Source organism: Wolbachia endosymbiont (group A) of Sphaerophoria taeniata (assembly GCF_947250735.1).
Classification (GTDB): Bacteria; Pseudomonadota; Alphaproteobacteria; order Rickettsiales; family Anaplasmataceae; genus Wolbachia.
The window spans coordinates 1,146,602-1,165,724 of sequence record NZ_OX366344.1 but is presented as its reverse complement, the minus strand read 5'-3'; the positions used below and the strand labels follow the sequence as shown (position 1 = coordinate 1,165,724).

18 protein-coding genes and 1 tRNA gene are annotated in these 19,123 nt (G+C 35.4%); 10 read left to right on the top strand and 9 right to left on the bottom strand.

Translation table 11 applies throughout. The features are described 5' to 3' along the window. Window positions 1-90 precede the first annotated feature (90 nt). The 3 genes from OOK84_RS05735 (at window position 91) to rsmD (ending at window position 4,771) form a co-directional block, all read left to right on the top strand. Window positions 91-3,486, top strand: a complete 3,396-nt coding sequence (locus OOK84_RS05735) for a TrbL/VirB6 family protein (protein ID WP_264731535.1) — start codon at window positions 91-93, stop codon at window positions 3,484-3,486. Next, window positions 3,470-4,102 (top strand): WD_0853 family protein, encoded by a 633-nt coding sequence (locus OOK84_RS05730; RefSeq protein ID WP_264731533.1) that lies wholly within the window; start codon window positions 3,470-3,472, stop codon window positions 4,100-4,102. Before OOK84_RS05735 ends, OOK84_RS05730 begins: the two co-directional genes overlap by 17 nt. Window positions 4,103-4,222: 120 nt before the next feature. Further along, complete coding sequence (gene rsmD / locus OOK84_RS05725; RefSeq protein WP_253309159.1) at window positions 4,223-4,771, top strand: 16S rRNA (guanine(966)-N(2))-methyltransferase RsmD; 549 nt, start codon at window positions 4,223-4,225, stop codon at window positions 4,769-4,771. On the opposite strand, the gene OOK84_RS05720 is transcribed toward rsmD, so the two are convergent. From OOK84_RS05720 to murD, 3 genes are all read right to left on the bottom strand, one after another. Further along, complete coding sequence (locus OOK84_RS05720) at window positions 4,768-6,108, bottom strand: hypothetical protein (protein ID WP_264731530.1); 1,341 nt, start codon at window positions 6,106-6,108, stop codon at window positions 4,768-4,770. The two genes, rsmD and OOK84_RS05720, sit on opposite strands and share 4 nt — an antisense overlap. Window positions 6,109-6,198: 90 nt before the next feature. Beyond that, a complete protein-coding gene (locus OOK84_RS05715; RefSeq protein ID WP_264329272.1) occupies window positions 6,199-6,798 on the bottom strand; it encodes a COQ9 family protein in 600 nt (199 codons plus the stop codon). A gap of 6 nt (window positions 6,799-6,804) precedes the next feature. Then, window positions 6,805-8,211, bottom strand: coding sequence for a UDP-N-acetylmuramoyl-L-alanine--D-glutamate ligase (murD, locus tag OOK84_RS05710; protein ID WP_264731528.1), 1,407 nt, complete (start codon window positions 8,209-8,211; stop codon window positions 6,805-6,807). An 895-nt stretch (window positions 8,212-9,106) separates the two neighbouring features. Between murD and OOK84_RS05705 the strand changes: the two genes are divergently transcribed. The 4 genes from OOK84_RS05705 to OOK84_RS05690 all read left to right on the top strand — a co-directional run bounded on the left by OOK84_RS05705 (window position 9,107) and on the right by OOK84_RS05690 (window position 11,114). Further along, entirely contained in the window at window positions 9,107-9,238 is a 132-nt protein-coding gene (locus OOK84_RS05705) for a hypothetical protein (protein WP_264731526.1), read from the top strand. Between the two features lie 94 nt (window positions 9,239-9,332). Next, window positions 9,333-9,692 carry a ferredoxin family 2Fe-2S iron-sulfur cluster binding protein gene (locus OOK84_RS05700; protein WP_064125547.1) on the top strand — a complete coding sequence of 120 codons (360 nt, stop codon included), beginning with the start codon at window positions 9,333-9,335 and terminating at the stop codon, window positions 9,690-9,692. 2 nt (window positions 9,693-9,694) lie between these two features. Continuing rightward, a complete protein-coding gene (locus OOK84_RS05695; RefSeq protein ID WP_264731524.1) occupies window positions 9,695-10,735 on the top strand; it encodes a hypothetical protein in 1,041 nt (346 codons plus the stop codon). Next, a complete protein-coding gene (locus OOK84_RS05690; protein ID WP_264731522.1) occupies window positions 10,719-11,114 on the top strand; it encodes a cytochrome c-type biogenesis protein CcmH in 396 nt (131 codons plus the stop codon). Before OOK84_RS05695 ends, OOK84_RS05690 begins: the two co-directional genes overlap by 17 nt. Here the strand turns inward: OOK84_RS05690 and OOK84_RS05685 are convergent. Continuing rightward, window positions 11,107-11,997: an Rpn family recombination-promoting nuclease/putative transposase gene (locus OOK84_RS05685; protein ID WP_264731520.1), complete on the bottom strand. Its 891-nt coding sequence runs from the start codon at window positions 11,995-11,997 to the stop codon at window positions 11,107-11,109. The genes OOK84_RS05690 and OOK84_RS05685 overlap by 8 nt on opposite strands. Before the next feature lie 163 nt (window positions 11,998-12,160). Next, a complete protein-coding gene (gltX, locus tag OOK84_RS05680) occupies window positions 12,161-13,483 on the bottom strand; it encodes a glutamate--tRNA ligase (RefSeq protein ID WP_264731518.1) in 1,323 nt (440 codons plus the stop codon). A 78-nt stretch (window positions 13,484-13,561) separates the two neighbouring features. Here gltX and OOK84_RS05675 point away from each other — a divergent pair, with 78 nt between their 5' ends. The 3 genes from OOK84_RS05675 (at window position 13,562) to OOK84_RS05665 (ending at window position 16,647) form a co-directional block, all read left to right on the top strand. Continuing rightward, entirely contained in the window at window positions 13,562-13,708 is a 147-nt protein-coding gene (locus OOK84_RS05675) for a hypothetical protein (RefSeq protein WP_264687924.1), read from the top strand. A 4-nt stretch (window positions 13,709-13,712) separates the two neighbouring features. Continuing rightward, window positions 13,713-15,710, top strand: a complete 1,998-nt coding sequence (ligA, locus tag OOK84_RS05670; protein ID WP_264731516.1) for an NAD-dependent DNA ligase LigA — start codon at window positions 13,713-13,715, stop codon at window positions 15,708-15,710. Window positions 15,711-16,125: 415 nt separating this feature from the next. Beyond that, window positions 16,126-16,647, top strand: coding sequence for a hypothetical protein (locus OOK84_RS05665; RefSeq protein ID WP_264731514.1), 522 nt, complete (start codon window positions 16,126-16,128; stop codon window positions 16,645-16,647). On the opposite strand, the gene dapA is transcribed toward OOK84_RS05665, so the two are convergent. The 4 genes from dapA to OOK84_RS05645 form a co-directional block, all read right to left on the bottom strand. Then, window positions 16,640-17,569, bottom strand: coding sequence for a 4-hydroxy-tetrahydrodipicolinate synthase (gene dapA, locus OOK84_RS05660; RefSeq protein ID WP_264731512.1), 930 nt, complete (start codon window positions 17,567-17,569; stop codon window positions 16,640-16,642). The genes OOK84_RS05665 and dapA overlap by 8 nt on opposite strands. 9 nt (window positions 17,570-17,578) lie before the next feature. Beyond that, window positions 17,579-18,052, bottom strand: coding sequence for a single-stranded DNA-binding protein (gene ssb, locus OOK84_RS05655; protein ID WP_096616007.1), 474 nt, complete (start codon window positions 18,050-18,052; stop codon window positions 17,579-17,581). Window positions 18,053-18,119: 67 nt separating this feature from the next. Continuing rightward, window positions 18,120-18,193 (bottom strand) — tRNA-Arg (locus OOK84_RS05650). Between the two features lie 110 nt (window positions 18,194-18,303). Beyond that, window positions 18,304-19,119, bottom strand: coding sequence for a hypothetical protein (locus OOK84_RS05645; RefSeq protein WP_264732586.1), 816 nt, complete (start codon window positions 19,117-19,119; stop codon window positions 18,304-18,306). Window positions 19,120-19,123: the final 4 nt, after the last annotated feature.

Genomic DNA, 19,123 nt, shown 5'->3' with positions numbered 1-19,123 from the left:
GATATGAATGATGTTATGGAGTAACTAATTAAAAAGATATTTTAAGTAAAGTTTTAGAAATTTATTTCTATATTTGGAAAAAGTTTAGATATGCAATCACGCTTAGGCAAATGTTGGTTTAGGGTATTACTTCTTGCAGCTTATGTGCTGATCACAGGTTGTAGTAAGAACGATATGCCTTTCCCAAGGTGCATATCTGCCGATTATTTTGGTCCTGAACCTATTGCAGTAAGCGCTCATTTTACAAACGATCACGATGCGTTTATTCCAGAAGATGGAGAAGTTATTGATCCTGAAACTGGAGAAATTAATTATGGTTTCCACCATAACCAAGTGGTGAAGTGGAAAGATACTGGATTAGAAACCAATGGAGATAGCTTAATAGTGCGAGTTAATGGTGCATGGACATCTTGGAGTAATAATAACAAGAAGGAATCTAAAAAAGGCAGTTATACCTTACAAAGCTTGGAGCAGTTAAAATATGCAACTAAATTTGAAGGCAAGTCAGGTGATAATAGTCTACCTGACTTTCACTTAGTTTGTAATGATTATAAACCTAGCATACAAAAATTTTCAAGTAAGCCTGATGCAAGTTGCACTGTAAAGTGCAACTGCATTAATGAAGATGATAGCGCAAATACAGTATCACGTGGTGCTCCATGTTGGTTTACCAATGGTCATGGTGCTTATCTTTTGTTTCAAACGGGGAAAGATGATCCTAACGAAAATCTAAAGTTAATGCGCGATCCTCAATATCCTACTGTACATCTAGGTTATAACTCCACAGCAGAGGGCGCCAATGGACTTTTTACTTTAGACAGAGATAGCACTGAATTAAAGGACAGAAATTGTAATGAGTTGAAGTTAGAAAAGGGATGGAAAATATATGTAAAAATATTAGATAGATATTACTTAGATAATGTAGGTGGCTACTCTTTTGAGTTTTTGGGTGGAGTACAAAAACCAGGTACCTTTGGATTTTTCAATGAAGTTTATCATTATCTAAAAGACACTTTATTGATCTCACCTAATAAAGATTGTAAAGGTAGTGAGTGTGCGGCTGCGCAAACTATGTTTGAGAATATAGTTAAAAAAGGTTCAAGTTTTCACAATTTTGTTCTTTCCTTGCTTGTTCTATTTGTAATGATTTCATCGCTTCTTTATCTTTTTGGCATGATACGAGAAACTAAGCATGATATGCTCATCAGAATGATGAAAATCACTCTAGTAATAGTGCTTATATCTCCTGGAAGTTTTAGATTTTTCTATGATCATTTTCTCGTTCTATTCGTTAAAGGTCTTGAACAACTGATAAGTATAATTACTAATTTTGCTCCCAACATGAACACCGGAAGTATTGCTCAAGGAAATGAAGCTAAGTTGTTTAGCTTCATGGAGGACATGTTCAATAAGTTTTTTGCTTATTCTGTTTGGAAAAAGTTTGCAGCGTTTTTACATTACCAAATGTGGGCAAGCTTACTTATGATACCAGCAATTTTCATAGGGATAGTTTTATATTTCTTGCTGTGCTTATATGCTTACATAATATTTCTCTCTGGTTTTATGGGTATAGCTTTTCTTATAGCTATCATGCCATTGTTCCTGATCTCTATTTTATTTTCACCGCTGAAAAGTCTGTTTGAAGGTTGGATAAAATTCTGCATCAGCTTTTGTTTACAGTCGATTATGATATTTGCTCTCTTGTCATTACTGGCTTCCATTATAATGAATACCTTTTATAGGCAGTTAGGTTTTACTGTATGCTACAATAAATGGTTTGAGGTAAGGTTATGTGCTCCAAAATGGGTGTTTGGCGGTTTTTGTATCGTTGATAACCAGTACTTTGGTTGGACCCCAGGGCAAATTTTCGTACCTTACACTCTTGGAGAAGCTTCTCCGCTGAACGTAGATAAGAACATAGAAGGTATAGAAAAGATAAGCAGAGAAGGTGGTACAATAAAATTTACTGGAGGCGCTGGATATATCCCGCTTCCACCGGATTACCCTAAAGATAAAAATGGTGAACATATAAAAGGGTTTCGTTATATAGATTATCCTTTCTTTAATCCAATTCCTGGAACTAAAGATAATCCAGCAGACCACTATATTGCGGAAAGTGATATAGTAGTGGATAATAACTGTAGTGCAAAGGATCTAGTACGCTTAACAAATAGTTTATCTCATGCATCAGAGAGGGCTAACATTATATTACTGATCAACAATATAGACAAAAAGATAGGTGGTATGAATAGTAAAATAACAGAGCTTTACTGTCAACCTCAGCAAGATGAAGAAAAATGTAAAAATTATAGGAAAATAGTGGATGACTACAGAAAAGGTACCATAAGACCAGATCTTAAAAGAGAGATAAAGTCTTTGGTGCAGGATGTTATTAGACGAGAGCCATATTGCCAATTACAGGATTTGCACAAATTATATAGGGATCCCAACAGTGAATACTGTCAGAAATGTAAAGATTGTGAGGATTGCAAAAATTATCAAGAAAATAGCGATTACCAAAGGGTGCAAGACATACAGAGGGGCTATTTAATCAATGCGGGGGAAATCTTTGTATTATTCTTGCTCTCATTCTTAATGTTCTCCTTACGTGAGTTTGTGCAACAAATGGGCTCAAGTATTGCCGGTGGTGGATACAGCGTTTACAGCATATCTAGCATGTATCATGCGTCACCTTTAGCTGGTGTAGCAGAAGGATTAAAGCAGAAGTGGCAAGATTTTGCTGGTGGAAAACTAGAGTCTTTAGGCAGTTGGGCTACTCATTTACCAGACAGATTAGCCGGAGGTACAGCTAATCTACTGGGTAGGATACCAAGAGTTGGAGGTGTACTGAAACATGCTATTGATGCGCCACGTAAACTTGTAAATGCTACTATTGAAGCAACAAAATTTGTGACATCGCCTGAAAATGACATTGATAAGCTTGAGGAAAAAATTTATAGGGCATTTGGAGTTGATAAAGAAGATATTACACATAGAAGGATTGGTAAATATTTAGATTATTATAAAGGATATGTAGGGTCACATTTGGGCTATACAATAGAAGATGCTATGAAGTTTACTTGGGAGCATGGCCTTGATTCTATAGGAGTTAGCCACCGTACAGGAGAAAAAGATGGTTACCAAGGTAATCTGCTCTATAGAGCAAAATCGCATAGGCGAGATTTCTTAGAAAAACTTCATGATTACACTATCGGACGTAAGAGAGAACCAGAAAAAGACAAGCTTGATCAACCACTAAAGGAAAATAAGTCTAATCAATCAAATGAATTAGCACGAGAGTTAGGCACAGAAAAATACACTAATACTCCGGAAGCTATAGAAAAACGTGCTGAAAGAGCTAGAAGAAAAAAAGAAAGAAATCAAGAAGGCGAAAATTACGACACCTCATTACTTTTTGGAGAAGATACAGAACGTGAGAATAATGAAAGGGCTGATAACAGGGGTGATAATGACGAAGAATCATAACTTTAAAGGATTAAATTATTATGGTCTGCAGCAAGACGGTGATGGTAATATAAAGTTAAATGACTACGATGACATTTTAAATGCGCGTAGGGCAAGAGTAGATCTACTATTAGACAACACACCAGACAACAATATCGACCTCACTAAATTAAATAAAGCTTTGAGTGAGAAATTTGTAGATAATCATAGTTTATTGTCTGAATTTGATAAGGAAGACAAAGAGATTGCACAAGAAAGGCTTAAGGTGTTTAATATTTTAGACAATCTTGATAATCTTGCAAACATTAAAAGTGAAGATCTATTAGAGGTTAGTTTATTACTATCAGATCTTAGCTTCGTAGAGAGAAATGTTGTACTGAATACCGATCAGAATTCCGATTTAGTAGGATTTAAAAACCTATTTGTTGAAAAAAAAGCATCTGGCGAAGAGTATAGTGATGAAGAATGTAAAAGCTTTCTCGATAACATAGATAAAATTAATACTATAATTAAGCTGGAGTTAGAAAGCAGAATTGAAGGGATAAATCATGATGAAAGAAATGATTATGGTGGTTTACAAGATGAGATTGGTCAAGCAATTAATGCAGTAGGCAAATCAGAAAAAAATAACGGATGAGTTTTGTGTTTGTGTTTTTCTTACAAGCGACTCGATAGCTTCTCTCTATTAAACTGCTAAAGCCATATTGACATTAATCATATAGTATTAAATAATTAGTTATTTTGGAGCTTATTTAGTATGCTACGCATCATTGCAGGCAAATATCGCGGAAGAAAAATAACTACAGGTAAGCATTTAGCTGCACGGCCAACTATGAGTGTTGTCCGAGAAGCAATATTTAGTATACTTTCCTCAAGAAAACCTATTTATAACTTGAATGTACTTGATTTATTCTGCGGAAGTGGCTCTTTTTCATTTGAAGCACTTTCTCGCGGCGCTAAACATGCATTCATGGTGGATTCAGATTATTACAATTTGCAACTGCCTAAAAAAACAGCAGAAGATTTTGGAATTACGAACAATGTCACGCTAATTTGTTGCAGTGCTAACAAATTGCCACAACCTATTTCAAAGTGCGATGTAGTTTTTATAGACCCACCTTACAATAGCAATCTAGTTGAATCAACGTTGAATGGACTAGCTCACTCAGGCTGGTTAAGTGATGATGCATTGATAATTCTAGAGATTAGGAAAAACGAAGGTTTTGAGTGCAATAAAAACTTCAGTATAATCTTGGAACGTACATACGGTATAGCAAGAATAATTTTTCTTTCTCTATTAACTTAAACTTGCATATACTTTTCATTGATGGGTTTCAGTTCTATTTCCGTCAAGTTTCCTGAGAAATGGCTTTTTTTGTATTCTTCAGGCTTATAACCTCCATTAAAGTTATTACTTACCAGATAATTATCCGCCAACTCAATAAAATCACTTTTTATTTTAATATAACTTTCATATTTTTCGCCATCTTTCCATACCAAATGTTCTTCATGATCGATGTGAATATTTTTATTCTCACAAGCTCTTTCTGGATCATGTTCAAGCACTCTATTTCTTCTTAACCTTTCTTCAGTTGATTGATCACTCAGTTTACCAACAAGTTGTATTTCCTGTGGAATCACAGTATCGCCTTTCCTACCGACAATCAATACAGGACATTTTGTATTCTCTATAATCTCTCGTGAATTAAATTCCAATCCGCAACGACTAAACCAAAAATTCAAGAATTTTGCAGGAAGCCGTCTCATGAAAAAACTCCCTACCCCATGAGGAAAGTTATTAGTTGCATCCTTAAGCGAGCTATAAGAATTACTATGAATTAGCGTTAAATAAATCCCTTGCTTTTCAAACCTTTTTAAAACTTCTGCTGCAATTCCTCCTCCAAGAGAGTTAGTATCCAAAATTATATCGTTTGGATGCACACCTTTTACAAGTAACATGTTTACCATTGCCATTCCAGCTTGAACTAACTTTTCACCGTTTGTTAGAAATTCATATAGCGCTACAATTTTCTTTCTTTCCAAGAGAAACTCCACGATATCTTCTATATCTTTATTTTCTCCTAACTCTTGATCGTGAGCTTCTGCATCCACTTCCTTATCGTCACCTACAAGTTCTTTTTTGTAACGCTTTATCCACTCAGGGCTAACTTCATTTTCCAAAAAGCTTTTGATTCTATGTACAACGAACCTTTTCTTAACAAAGTCAAAAAGCATCCATAGGCAAAATACGATAAAACATATGGTAGCCAAAATTGATAGCACTACTGATGCAAAAGATAACCCTGTAAGTACCTTTTTTGATTTTTGATTCTGGTATGCCAAGTATAACGATACAATAGAAGCAGTAGAAAATATAGCAGAACATAACCATAGTGATACTATTCTCCTATTGAATTTTCTTTCTTCATCATTCAATTCTTTTTTAAAGAATTCTGGATTAACAATTCTAGAAAAATAAGGATAGTCAAAATAATGCTTAACTAACTTACTTTCTTGCCCATTAGGTGCACCTTTACCAAGTGCCTTAACCTTAATACACCCAAGTACTCCAAAAAAGTTTATCACGTGTTTTGTATTTTCTTCTGGCTTGATATCACTATTGGTATGATAAATAACTTTCATTTTATCGTTAATGAATATTTAGTTATTTTAACATAAAGATCAAAAAAAAACAAGAGAATATAAATATGAATAACCAGTATGATGAAAAGCTTATAAGAAATTTCCTATGATTCCTTTTAAGCGAGTTTTGAATTTTTGAAATGTCATGACATTGTTGATACGGTTATCAAGAAACGATAAAGTATCCGCAAAATCTTCTGAATAATCATTGATAAAAAAAAGTATCGTACTTAAGTACACTCCAGCTAATATTGCTCTTTTTGTATAGTAGTTAAAATCTGTTGATTGGTCATGAATGCCATACCAAATCGCGCTAATAGTTCTGTATAAAAGTTTACTAGAAAAATATGTATTTTTTGGTGATACGGAGAATGATAAAACATTTTTTAAAAGTTCTCTATAATTCGGTAGCTTAGCGTAGTTTGAAAGGCGTATTTGAATAGCTAACTTTACCCGCTCTCGCACTTTCATATCTTCTAAATTGGAATTTCTTAGTTCAGCTTCCATTGAGCTATTTAAGTCCTCTGCTATGTGCTCCAAAGCGCTATATATTCCATTCTGAAATTTGCAAAAGCTATTAGCTAGATTAAGGTCTGTGCAAATTTTTAATAGGGTTTCATCGCTTATCCCTTCAAATGGAATAACCCTAATTAGCTTATCTATTATTAACTTTATTTCATCTTGTTCCACGCAACATTATACTAAACAGCATGTGTGATTGTACCTGAGATTTTCAAACATTCTACAAAATGCTTCACCACGTTCCTCGAAATTTTTCCATTGATCAAAAGAAGCACACGCGGGAGAAAGTAATATAGTTACTTCTTCTGCGCTATTTAAGGCCTCTTCAAAAGCCAATCTGAATGCATCTTCTAGATTGCAACATCTAACATAATCTACTTTATTCTCCATAGTGTTTGCAAAGGCTTCGGTTGATTCCCCAATAAGAAAAGCTTTTCTAATCCTCGTGAAATGCTTGCTTAATGATTCTATTCCACCTTTTTTGCTTCTTCCACCAACGATCCAATTTATGTTTTCATAAGATAAGATCGCCTTTTCGCTCGACTTTGCATTAGTTGCTTTGCTATCGTTCACGAAAAACACATTTCTTATTTTGCCAAGCAGTTCATTCCTATGCCTCAGTCCTGAAAAGGACTTGATTCCATTGATAATAGTGTTGCTATCTACTCCAAGTAGCTTACATATGGCATATGCGGCTGCTATGTTTTCTGCATTGGATATTAGGTTTATTTTCACGTCGCTTACTGATAAGCTATGATTCTCTAGTTTTAACGAGATCTTCTGGATCCGAGTAGCCAAGCACTGGGATGACAAAAGAAGTGGCTGGAATGACAAAGAGGATGACATCGAAGCTGAGATTGGAATTTTGTTTCCAGTGAATTTGTTGAATATGTCAGCAGTAATCTCATTGTCACATCCTATTACGGCAACCTCACTACCGTTTATCAGTTTTAATTTAGTTGCTATGTAGTTCTCCATACTTCCATGCCTATCTATGTGATCTGGTGTAATATTGAGCAGTGCTGAAATGTCCACGTTAATTTCATTCATCAACTCCAATTGAAAAGAGGAAAATTCAATTACATAAATTTCTGCATCTCTTTCTAGATCCAAAACAGGAACGCCTAAATTTCCACCAATAGCTACTTTTTTCCCTGCAGATTTTAATATGTGCCCTATTAGTGATGTAGTGGTTGATTTACCATTTGTTCCTGTGATGCCTATTACCTTCTGGTTCGTAGTTTTAGCTTCAAGAAATAGCTCAATGTCTGATTTTATTTTGCAATCAAATCTCCTTGCAAGTTTTACTATCCAATGTGGCTCTGTTGGCACTCCAGGGCTTAAAACCAATGCACTGATCTCATGCCAATTGTATTCCTTGGGATGAATAAAATTACATTTTTTATACATCATTTTTGCATTTGCTATTTGCTCTTCATGATCATCCCATGCATATATTCTTGCACCACTCTTTATTAGAGCGTTAATGGCGGATAAACCAGTTTTACCAAGACCAAAAACCGCGACGTTTTGATTTTTGTATTTGTTTAGTTGCACTGCTAGATAACTTATGCGAACCATTTTATAAAGATATCGTACAAACTACAACAGACTTCTTGCATAGGTCACAACTGTCATTCAGTAGAAACGAAAAAACTTCCTTGACAAACTCCGCCAGCCCCCTTATTGTAGTATTAAGGGTATTTATGACTCAAAACTTGTTTTTGATACGCGCGGGCTCAACAACAAAATTCAGTAAAAAAACTCAGGTATTTATTGGCGGATTACATAAAATTATAGCGGCTGCATGTCTTTTAAATTTTTTCTACATTCAGCCAAATCGCGCTTAAACTAAGCGTCAGCACATTATTACAGCGCCACTTACAGTAATATAGAGTCAAAACTCGCTACTCGGGGCTTCTTTTGCCTTTTTTTTCGTTTGGTAAATTTCTTAAACATTCATGGCTAAAGTAATCTAGGTTTACCGTCATCCCGCTACGTGTTAGTGGGATGACGTAGGGGTTGCCGAGAACTTGTCATTTCAGTCTGGAATCTAGTTCTTATTGTACATTTACTTGGTGTAGAGTTAAGTTTTCTGGATCCAAGTAGTCAGGGCACTGGGATGACACCCTCTTGGATGGAAACCAGTTTCAGCTACTTTCATGACACCATGACAACCGTCATCCCGCTGCTTGTTAGCGGGATCTAGAGATAACGCGGCGGTATGACGGTCTGCGGCGGTATGACGGTTCGTGGTGACATGACGATAAACTCGTCATCCCGCTGCTTGTTAGCGGGATCTATGTGAGATACCGTGAATAAATCACGGTATGACGGTTAAGTAATTCGTCATCCCGCTACTTGTTAGCGGGATCTAGAGATACCGCGGCGGTATGACGGTCTGCGGCGGTATGACGGTTCGCGGCAGCATGACGATAACCTCTTCATCCTGCTGCGTGTTAGCGGATGAGATACCGTGAATAAATCACGGTATGACGGTTCGTGGCGGTATGACGTAGAAGCTATACTTTTATACTCACCAACTCAGTATCCAATCTGGATCCAAGTAGTCAGCTACTTGAATGACAAGAAAGGGGTACTTGGATGACAAAAAATAGGCACTGGAATTGCAAAGAGTTTGCAAATATTAGTTATTACCTGTAGAATACAGAGAAATTAGTAAGGATTTTAATAGGAATAATATGCCATCTGTTACTTTTGTTTTACCTGATGGGAGTAAGAAAAGCTATGAAGCTGCAGAGGGAGAAACTCTGCTTAATTTAGCCCACAGAAGTGATCCAGATCTGCTTGAAGGTGCATGTGAAGGCTCTCTTGCTTGTTCTACATGCCACGTGATTGTTGATCCAGAATTTTATGATGCTGTAGAAACGCATAATCCCATATCTGATGAGGAAAACGATATGTTAGATCTAGCCTTCGGCTTAACAGAGACATCAAGACTTGGGTGCCAAATAAAAATCACAAAAGATATCGACGGTTTGTGTGTAACCATACCAAGGGGTACAAGAAATATATCATTGGATAAACAGGGGAATAATTAGCTATGCGTAAGATTTTTATCTATATTATCATCTCTTTACTTTTGTTTATTCCTGTAGCGTATGGTGGTTTTTGGTATTTTTCTGCATGTAAGGTAAAAAATCTTTTAGCTGAAGCAATACTATACATTAACGACGAAAAGTTTGATATTTCACATGATTTCAGTGGACTTCCTTCTAACCTAATTTTCCGTGTGACAAACCCAAAATTTTCCAATAAGCAATTAACCATCTCATCTGATGCTTTATTGATAAAAAATAGATTGTTTGATAAATCAGTATATATCTACATACCAAGCAATGAAGTCAACATTGTTGTTCATGGTCATGAGAAAAAGAATATAAAATGCCACACAAACGATAGCAGCCACTTTGTTGTTAGACTAAATGATTTACCATCTTCATTGCGATTCAACAAAAATAGTACCGTGATAGACTATATAGATACACTTCGTTACGCAGATTATGGATTAAAATGTGATGTTTCAGAAAATCAGCAAAGTGTTATAACTGAAGTGAATGATAAAAGCAATTACATTCAATTTCACCTCGATAAAGAACCAAGTGGAAATACTAAACTAGGATTTGATTTTTATACTTATCGGTATAAAAATACTGCAAGTCCTGAAAGTTACCTTAGTATCGACACTAAATTTGATTACGAATTTGTAAACCACATCTCAGCTTCCAGAGTTAATTTCAACATAGAGAAATTTTTAATTCAAAGTAATAATTTTTCTCTTGCTGCAGATGGTGGAATGCAAAATTATAATTTGGTTACGTCTTCATTTAAAGACAAAATCAACGTGGCTATATCAAATTATAAAGAATTAATCTCGTTTATGATTGGTGACTCAAAAACTTCAGATGCGTTTGAAAAATTAATGTCTTCCTTATCAGAAAAAACAACTGATGACAGCGTTCAATTTTCAATAAAGTACGATGATGATGTAGGGTCAAGCTTTATTGGAAAGTTATCCACCACTGATTTTATGAACCAACTCAGTAAAATAACCCAATTAACCAAGGATGAGAGCAGTAGTTAGTTTACTTTTCATATTGATATTTCACTCAGGCGTAAACGCTTTTACTCTGGATAATAAACTCAGAGATAAAAGCATGGAAAAACGAGCAACCAGTTTATTTGAAATAATAAGGTGTCCAATATGTTCTGGCGAATCATTGTCTGAATCTGGATCTCAGATTGCGTATGATATGCGAGAAGCAATTCGTAAAAAAATCAATGATGGATACACAGATGAAGAGATAATCTCAGAGTTAAAAAATTCTTACGGCAATTCAATTATAACTACCCCACCTAGCACTTACATTTTGTGGTTTATTCCACTCACAACTCTGCTTATTGGGTATTTTTTAATACGAAAGTATATCAGTATGTCCAGTATATTTAAACCTTTTATGTAATGTAACCGTTCACACTTAATTCTTCAATCTCACTAATAGAAAGGCCAGTACACTTGACAATAGTGTTGACATCAACATTATTAGCCAGCATTGCTTTTGCGACTTCAATTTTTCCTTTCTCTATACCTTTTTCTATACCTTTCTCTTCAGCAAGATCAAGTCTGTATTCAAGAATGGCTTCTTCTTTGCGTAGATCCATTATTCTTTCTTCGTAAGCTACTAAATCTTTTTCGTTCCAACGAAACTTATCTAACTCATCATATGCTAGCTTTATTATTGGTGCCTTTTCTGCAATTTTCTTTAGATCTTCATCTGTCGTTTCTTCAGCATATTTAAAGAAAAATAGCCAACGATCTACTATGCTTTCTAGCTGTTCTACTTTGCTTTTTGTAAATTTAGGTAACTCAATAAAGACAAATTGAAAATCTTTTAAGTAATGGCCGTTGGTTTTTATATCACGTATATTATGAGTAGAGATATAACCAACTTCTTCAGGAAGTAAGTTACAATTGGAAATAGCAATAAAGAAGACTTTCTTTAAATCAATGTAGTTGCCAGATTTATCTAATTGTCTTGAGTAAGCCTTAGCAGCATATAGTTGAGCGCGTTTCTCAAAACCTTTATCACGAGCCAGTTGCATCTCAATCACAAACCTATTACCAATAGAATCCTTGCAGAGAACATCAACAATACTTTGTTTATCAGAGGCAATTTCGGGATCCATGATAGTACTTAAGAATTCTACTTCTTGTATTGCACTTGCCTCAGCAAATCCTAAAATATCGTTCAAAAAGTGAATAAGGATATTCTTATTTTTTTCCGTTCCAAAGATTTTTTTGAAACACAAATCATTGCGAGGATCGAGAAATTTTGAAAGAGCCATAATGCTTGGAAAATATTAATAATTATACACTATTATTAACAATTATTCAACTATATTTTTGAAGATAGCTAGTTTCTGTATTTACTTTAAATTGAAGAAAGCTCAAATGAAAGATCGTGTTTTTCACAGAATGCAGTCTGGTTACTATATAATTTTTTGATTTTCACTTTTTTTTTAACCTTGCAATGATATTTTCTTTGCCGATAAAAATCAATAATTTAGCAAGTTCTGGGCCTGTTTCTGTTCCTGTTAAAGCTGAACGCAACTGCATAAATAAGTCTTTTGCCTTTATATCCACTGTCTGTCGAATAGCTTTTACCCACTCTGATAATGTGTTTTCGTTACAATCGCCTTGAGGCAATGCATTGAACGCAATTTTTATAAGCTCCTTATCAAGAATCATAGGCTCTATATCAGATTTGCATATTTTCCACCACTTGGCCACCTCAGAAAACTTTTCTATATTGTTCCTTATAAAATACCAAAACTCTGAGGAGTCCACTCCAATTTGATTTAAACGGTCTTGCACCATTTCAAATGGCATTTGTTGCAGCACTTTGCTATTTAGCTTGTATACTTCACTCAAGCTGAATTGTACAGATGCTGAGCTAAATTTTTTAATGTCAAATGAGTCAATCAAAGATTGCATACAGGCGCAAGCTTCAATTGGATTGGATGTTCCGAGCTTCACTAAATAACTAACTAGCGCCATTGGTTCAGTCTCATCTTCTCTTATGGACTTGATATCCAGCCCGCCTTTCCGTTTCGATATCTTGCTATCATCAAAATGTAGTAGAGAAAGGTGAGCAAATATAGGAATTTTCGCTTTTAATGCTTTAATCATTTGGATCTGAACTGCGGTATTAGTTACATGATCTTCCCCACGTACAACATGGGTTACATTAAAGTCAACGTCATCAATAACAGAAGGTAGCATGTATGTATAAATTCCATCTTCTCTTTTTACCACAGGGTCACTGACGCTACTGGTTGCAATATTTATTTCACCTTTAACTTCATCATTCCATTTAACAACTTCATTTCTATCCAATTTAAACCTGAAATGTGGTCTTCGTCCTTCTTGCTCATAATGGATTTTCTCTTGCTCAGTTAGAAGCAATGCACTTCTGTCATAAACAGGAGGAAGTCCTTGTTTTAATTGCAACTTTCGTTTAATTTCTAACTCTTCTCTTGTTTCATAGCATGCATAAATATGCCCTTCTTTTATTAACTGCAAGAACACCTTGTTATAGCGCTCAAAGCGCTCTGATTGCTTAAAACTTGCATCCCAATCGATACCAATCCATTTTAGGTCTTCTATGATATTATTTATATATTTGACATCTGAACGCTGAAGGTCAGTATCATCAAAACGGAGTAGAAATTTTCCATTTTGATTACGTGTGTACATCCAACAAACCAAAGCAGTTCGTACGTTTCCTACGTGGAGATAGCCAGTTGGGCTTGGAGCGAATCTTGTTAGCATTTAAATAGCAATATTGTAAAATAATAACTTATTTACTCTAATTTATTTTAATTTTATATAAATATACGGCTAAAGCAAGTGAGATCTGCTAATACAATTGAGCAAGAGAAGAATAAGTATGGCTATAGCATTGTGGCACCTTTGATATTTGATGGATTAAGACCATATGATAAATTCAAGAAAATTCACAACTTGACGACAAAGGCTAATGTAGCATCATATTGATATCATGACTAACTTAGAAAAGATGAGAGAAAAACTGCAAGATCAAATAAATTATCATAATGTTTTGTATCACCAAAAAAATAAGCCAGAAATAAGTGATGCTGAATATGATGAACTGAAGAAAAAGTTAGCTGAAATAGAGGCACAATTTCCAGAAATTTATGCAACACAAGATAGTGTTGGTGCTCCACCTGATGAGAGGTTTTCTAAGGTGGAACATCAAGAACCTATGCTTTCTCTTGAGAATGCTTATGATGAACAAGGTGTAGAGAAATTTTTGTCTAAAATAAAGAGATTTTTAATTGAAGACAAAATAGAGATATTATGTGAGCCCAAAATTGATGGGTTGTCGTTTTCTGCAATTTATGAGGATGGAAGATTTGTTAAAGCTGCAACTCGAGGTGACGGTTTTGTAGGGGAAGATGTCACTCACAATGTTGCAACAATAAAAGGCTTTCCTAAGTTTTTGCAAGGTGTGCAAGGAAGACTAGAAGTAAGAGGTGAAATATACATCAGTAACAGCGACTTTTTAAAGTTAAATGAAAACGATGAATTTGCCAATCCTCGAAATGCAGCTGCTGGTTCTCTAAAGCAATTGGATGCAAAAATTACAGCAAGTAGACCACTTAGATATTTTGCTTATTCTTTGATTGGTGGAGCAGAGAAAAGTCAAAGTGAAATACTAAATAAGCTTGAGGCACTTGGTTTTTGCGTAAATGAGCATCAGTCCTTAACGAGTAGTTTGGATGGAATGCTGAAGTTCTATAACGAGGTCTATAATTGTCGCTATAACTTGGATTATGATATTGATGGAATAGTCTATAAAGTAAATGATTTGGTACTACAAAATCGTCTAGGGAATACTCACAAAGCACCGCGCTCAGCACTTGCATACAAGTTTTCTGCGGTTTATGCAAAAACAAAGTTAAATAAGATATTTATACAGGTGGGCAGAACAGGGGTTTTAACTCCAGTTGCAGATTTAGTGCCAGTCAATATTGGTGGGGTGCTAGTTAGTAGAGCAAGTCTGCATAACCAAGATGAGATAAAACGTAAAGACATAAGAGAGGGAGATATTGTAACAATCAAAAGGGCAGGAGATGTAATTCCCCAGATCATTGAAGTGAACAGAGATTCTCGTCTTCCAAATACACCTGAGTTTGTGTTTCCTGGAGTATGCACTGAATGTGGTAGTAAAGTACTTCAGGTTGAGGGAGAGGCGGCAGTAAGATGTCCTGAGGAATTTGCCTGTAAAGCTCAAATAATAGAAAAACTAAAGCATTTTGTATCGAAAGATGCATTTGACATTGTTGGCCTTGGTGATAAGCAGATAGAGTTTTTTTACGACCTTGATCTGATAAAACAAATCCATGATATTTTTACTTTAGAAGAAAAATTGGATGAATTTAATCTGGAAGGACAGTCTGGCTGGGGCGAGAAATCTATAGCTAATTTGTTAAATTCTATACAAAGCAGAAGGGTAATAACTCTAGATAGGTTTATATTTTCTTTAGGTATTAGATTTATTGGCCAAGTTGCAGCAGAATTGCTTGCAGATTATTATGTTTCTTATGATAATTGGTATAATTCGATGATTGAACTGTCATCAGATAATACTGAGCTAGTCGGTATAGACGGCATAGGAAAAAAAGGGGCTGAATCTTTGGAATCATTTTTTTCTAAGGAACATAACATCAAAATGTTAAATGATCTTACTGCTTGTCTTCAAATTCTTCCTGTGAGCTCCAACTCTAGTGACTCTGTTTTAAATAATAAAATTATAGTGTTTACTGGTAAGCTACTTGCTATGAGTAGAGGAGAGGCAAAAGTAAGAGCCAAAACTCTAGGAGCAAAGGTCAGCTCACATCTTTCTGCTAAAACTGACTACCTAATTGCAGGAGAAAAACCAGGATCCAAATATAAAAAGGCAGTGGAATTAGGTGTAGAAATTTTAGATGAAGACCAGTGGCATAAAGTGATAAGTTCGGGAGTGTTCAAATGACACTTGGATTGTATATTAAATCAAAGTTGCAAGACTATAATGAGCAAGCTGTTAATTGGATTGATTGGATTACCACAAAAAAACTCCTTTCTTTCTCTCCATTTTTTCTGGGTAAGGTCATGGTGCTGGTACAGGTCCTATAGCTGACCCAAGCAACACATCATACCGCGATTTATTCGCAGTATCTCAGCATAGATTCCGCTAACAAGTAGCGGAATGACGAATTTTTGTTTTTCAAATTATCGGTAAACCTAATCCACTTTAGCTATAGATCTGACATGTCTTATAGCTTAAGATATTAAAATTGTATAGACTAAAGTGCGCTCAAAGTCAATTAAAAAGCCTCAGTTATATAATTGACATTGGTTGCAACATTATGCAATAATGAAGGATTACATCAATGAAGAGGATTATCATGCCTGATCAAAAAAAGTTTGCATCATATGCAGCAATAACCATAGGGTCTATAGGGCTTATAGCTAGTACCATAGCTCTTACTATGTATCGTTCTAGTTTATCACCTCTTATTGTAGGGGGGATGATTGGCTCTATGCTCCCGCTAGTTGCGTGTACGCTTGTTGGCATTTTATTGCTTATAGATAGAAGCTCTCTCGATAAAATATACGGTAATATATATGACCAAAAAAAGATAAATGAAAAAGCTGAATTGTTTGATAAATTGAGTAAGTGTGTTTTACCTCTTATAGCAGTGGCTGTTGTTTCTTTTGGAGTTGGAGCAGGTTTAGCTGCCCTTGGCCTTGAATCGCCCCTAGCTATAGCCGTCTTAGCTGCAGTAGCATGCAAAGTTATTATGTCACTTTTTAGTGCAATAACTGAACGCTCTTCTTCTCCACCAACACCACCAAGTGGCTTGGTTGACAGCGGTGTGAAAGCTGATGGTGCTGATAAAGGTTGTAATCCTTGTCCTACTAATTAGTCAGTTCTTTCCATCCAAGAATCATTTTATTGGCTTGCCTTAATATCTCAACAGAAGGCAAGTCTTCTGTGCTGAGTGGTAGGCGGACAGTTTGATGTTCTATAAGACCAATATCATGCAAAAGTGCTTTAGTGGGTATTGGGTTGCTGGCAATAAATAGAGCTTTGCAAGCTTGTTGCCAGATATCTGTTGAACTTTTCATGTCATTTCCTGTCATTTGAGGAGTTGTTTTTTTTCTAGTTACGTGCTGGAATGACAGTAGGCATTGCTTAACATATTCATGTGCTACATGTGGCCAAACATTGGAAGCAACGGAAACCAGACCAGCCGCACCATAAGCGGCCATATCGGATATCATATTATCATCTCCGCAAAAGACCTCAATATTTGGAGCAACTTTCTTATACTGAGCTAAAGTATCAACGGTGCCACTTGAATCTTTGATAGCCCAAAATTTTTCGTGGCTGGATAAGTTGCGTACAGTTTCAGCGTGAAGACTCACTCCCGCTCTCGATGGAATATTGTAAAACATAGCCGGCACATGTGCTTTCTCAAGCAGCTTTTCAAACCATAAAGTCTGCCCCATAATTCCGGGCTTTGCATAAATGGGAGTTGTCATTAGATAGCCATGAATAGGCATACCCTTGCAAAAATCAAGCCATTCAAGAGTTTGATATAGATTCACTCCTGGTACACCAATTATAATTTTCGTATTTAATTTTAGCTTACATACAAATTCAACTAATGTACGCTTTTCAGAATCAGTAAGCGATAGGCCTTCACCTGTACTACCCAGTAAAACTACGCCATTTTCAGCTTCAGCTTGTATTGTAAGTAAACGCTGCAAACTGCGGTAATCTATGTCATCCCCATTGCAATTAAAAGGAGTAACACAAGCAGTCCATAAAAATGTAAATTTCAATTTAAATTGTTAAAATGGTATTTCATCGTCGATTAGTTCATCTTTTATATCGTTGTCAAAACTTTCGTGCTTATTTTTTTGTTCTGTTTCATTTTGCTTGTATTCACTTGGCTTGTAATCGGAATTTGGTCGCGAATCCAAGAGAGTAAGAGCGCTATTAAAATTATATAGAACCACCTCTGTTGTGTATCTTTCACTGCCGTTTTGGTCAGTCCATTTTCTAGTTCTCAAAGAACCTTCAACATAAACTTTACTGCCTTTGCGTGCAAAATCTTTGACGATTTTTACTAATCCTTCACTAAAAATTACAATATTATGCCATTCTGTCTTTTCAGAGCGCATACCGGAAAGTTTGTCAGTCCAACTTTCAGACGTGGCTATTGAAAAACTTGCCATCTCTTTTCCATTTTGTGTAGTCCTAATTTCAGGATCTTTTCCTAAATTACCAACTAATATGACTTTGTTTATGGTACCACCAGACATAATTATGCTCTAAATAAATCTCTTTATTATCTTATGTGAAAGTACTATTGTCAAATTTAATTAAAAGTGCGCTTGGAGGGATTCGAACCCACGGCCTTTGCCTCCGGAGGGCAACGCTCTATCCAACTGAGCTACAAGCGCATATATAGCTACCCACCCGCGGTATCTATGTTGAGATCCCGCTAACGAGCAGCGGGATGACGGTTTTTCAAATTGTCGGTAAACCTAAGTCACTTTGGCTATATACTAAATTATTTAATAGATAAGCTATCCAAGTCAAATTTTTGTTTTGGATAAAGCGTAAACATAACACTCCCATGTCCAAGATATACATTTTGAGAATCATTCGCATGCTTTTTTATTGCTTTTTGATCTACGTCCCATACAAAAGTCACACAATTTTCAGTGACTGAGTGCACCTTTAAGTCCTTAGTATTTATAAACAGCTTTCCATTTACCCATATTTTCCATGTATCGGAAGAAAGATATAAAATTGAGTCTAAACTCACTACCTTACAGTTGAAATTATCTGATACCTCCTCTTTTGCAGCTCTTGAAGACCGTAAATTGAACTTTTCCATTTCATTGACCATTCTATTAACTGGCTCTTCATCAAAAAAAATGCTTTTTACGTTACTATATTGTGACAAAACGTCAAAGTCACTTTCCACTGCTTCTCTTATTATATCGTCCCGATCTGTATAGCTTAGTTTTTGATTGTTAATAAAGAAACACTCTTTTGCACGCAAATTTGCTATATCAATAAAATCATCGATTTCTTGATTGCCAACTTTAAGAATACTTTCAAAATATCTTTTTTCTATCATCATTCCATACTGAGAATGATGACAAACCATTTCATCATCACCTTGTTTTTCTATATATACGCATAAATTTCCACTATTTAATCCTAATATTTTATGCTCAATAAAATCTTCATTGCCAATATATTGTCGGCAAGAATACTCCTTACAAATTTCTATGCTTTCTATGATATCTTCACAACTGCAATATGCATTAACATTGGAAATGAGTAGCGTAAAAATAAAAAACAGCTTTATGTTCATCACC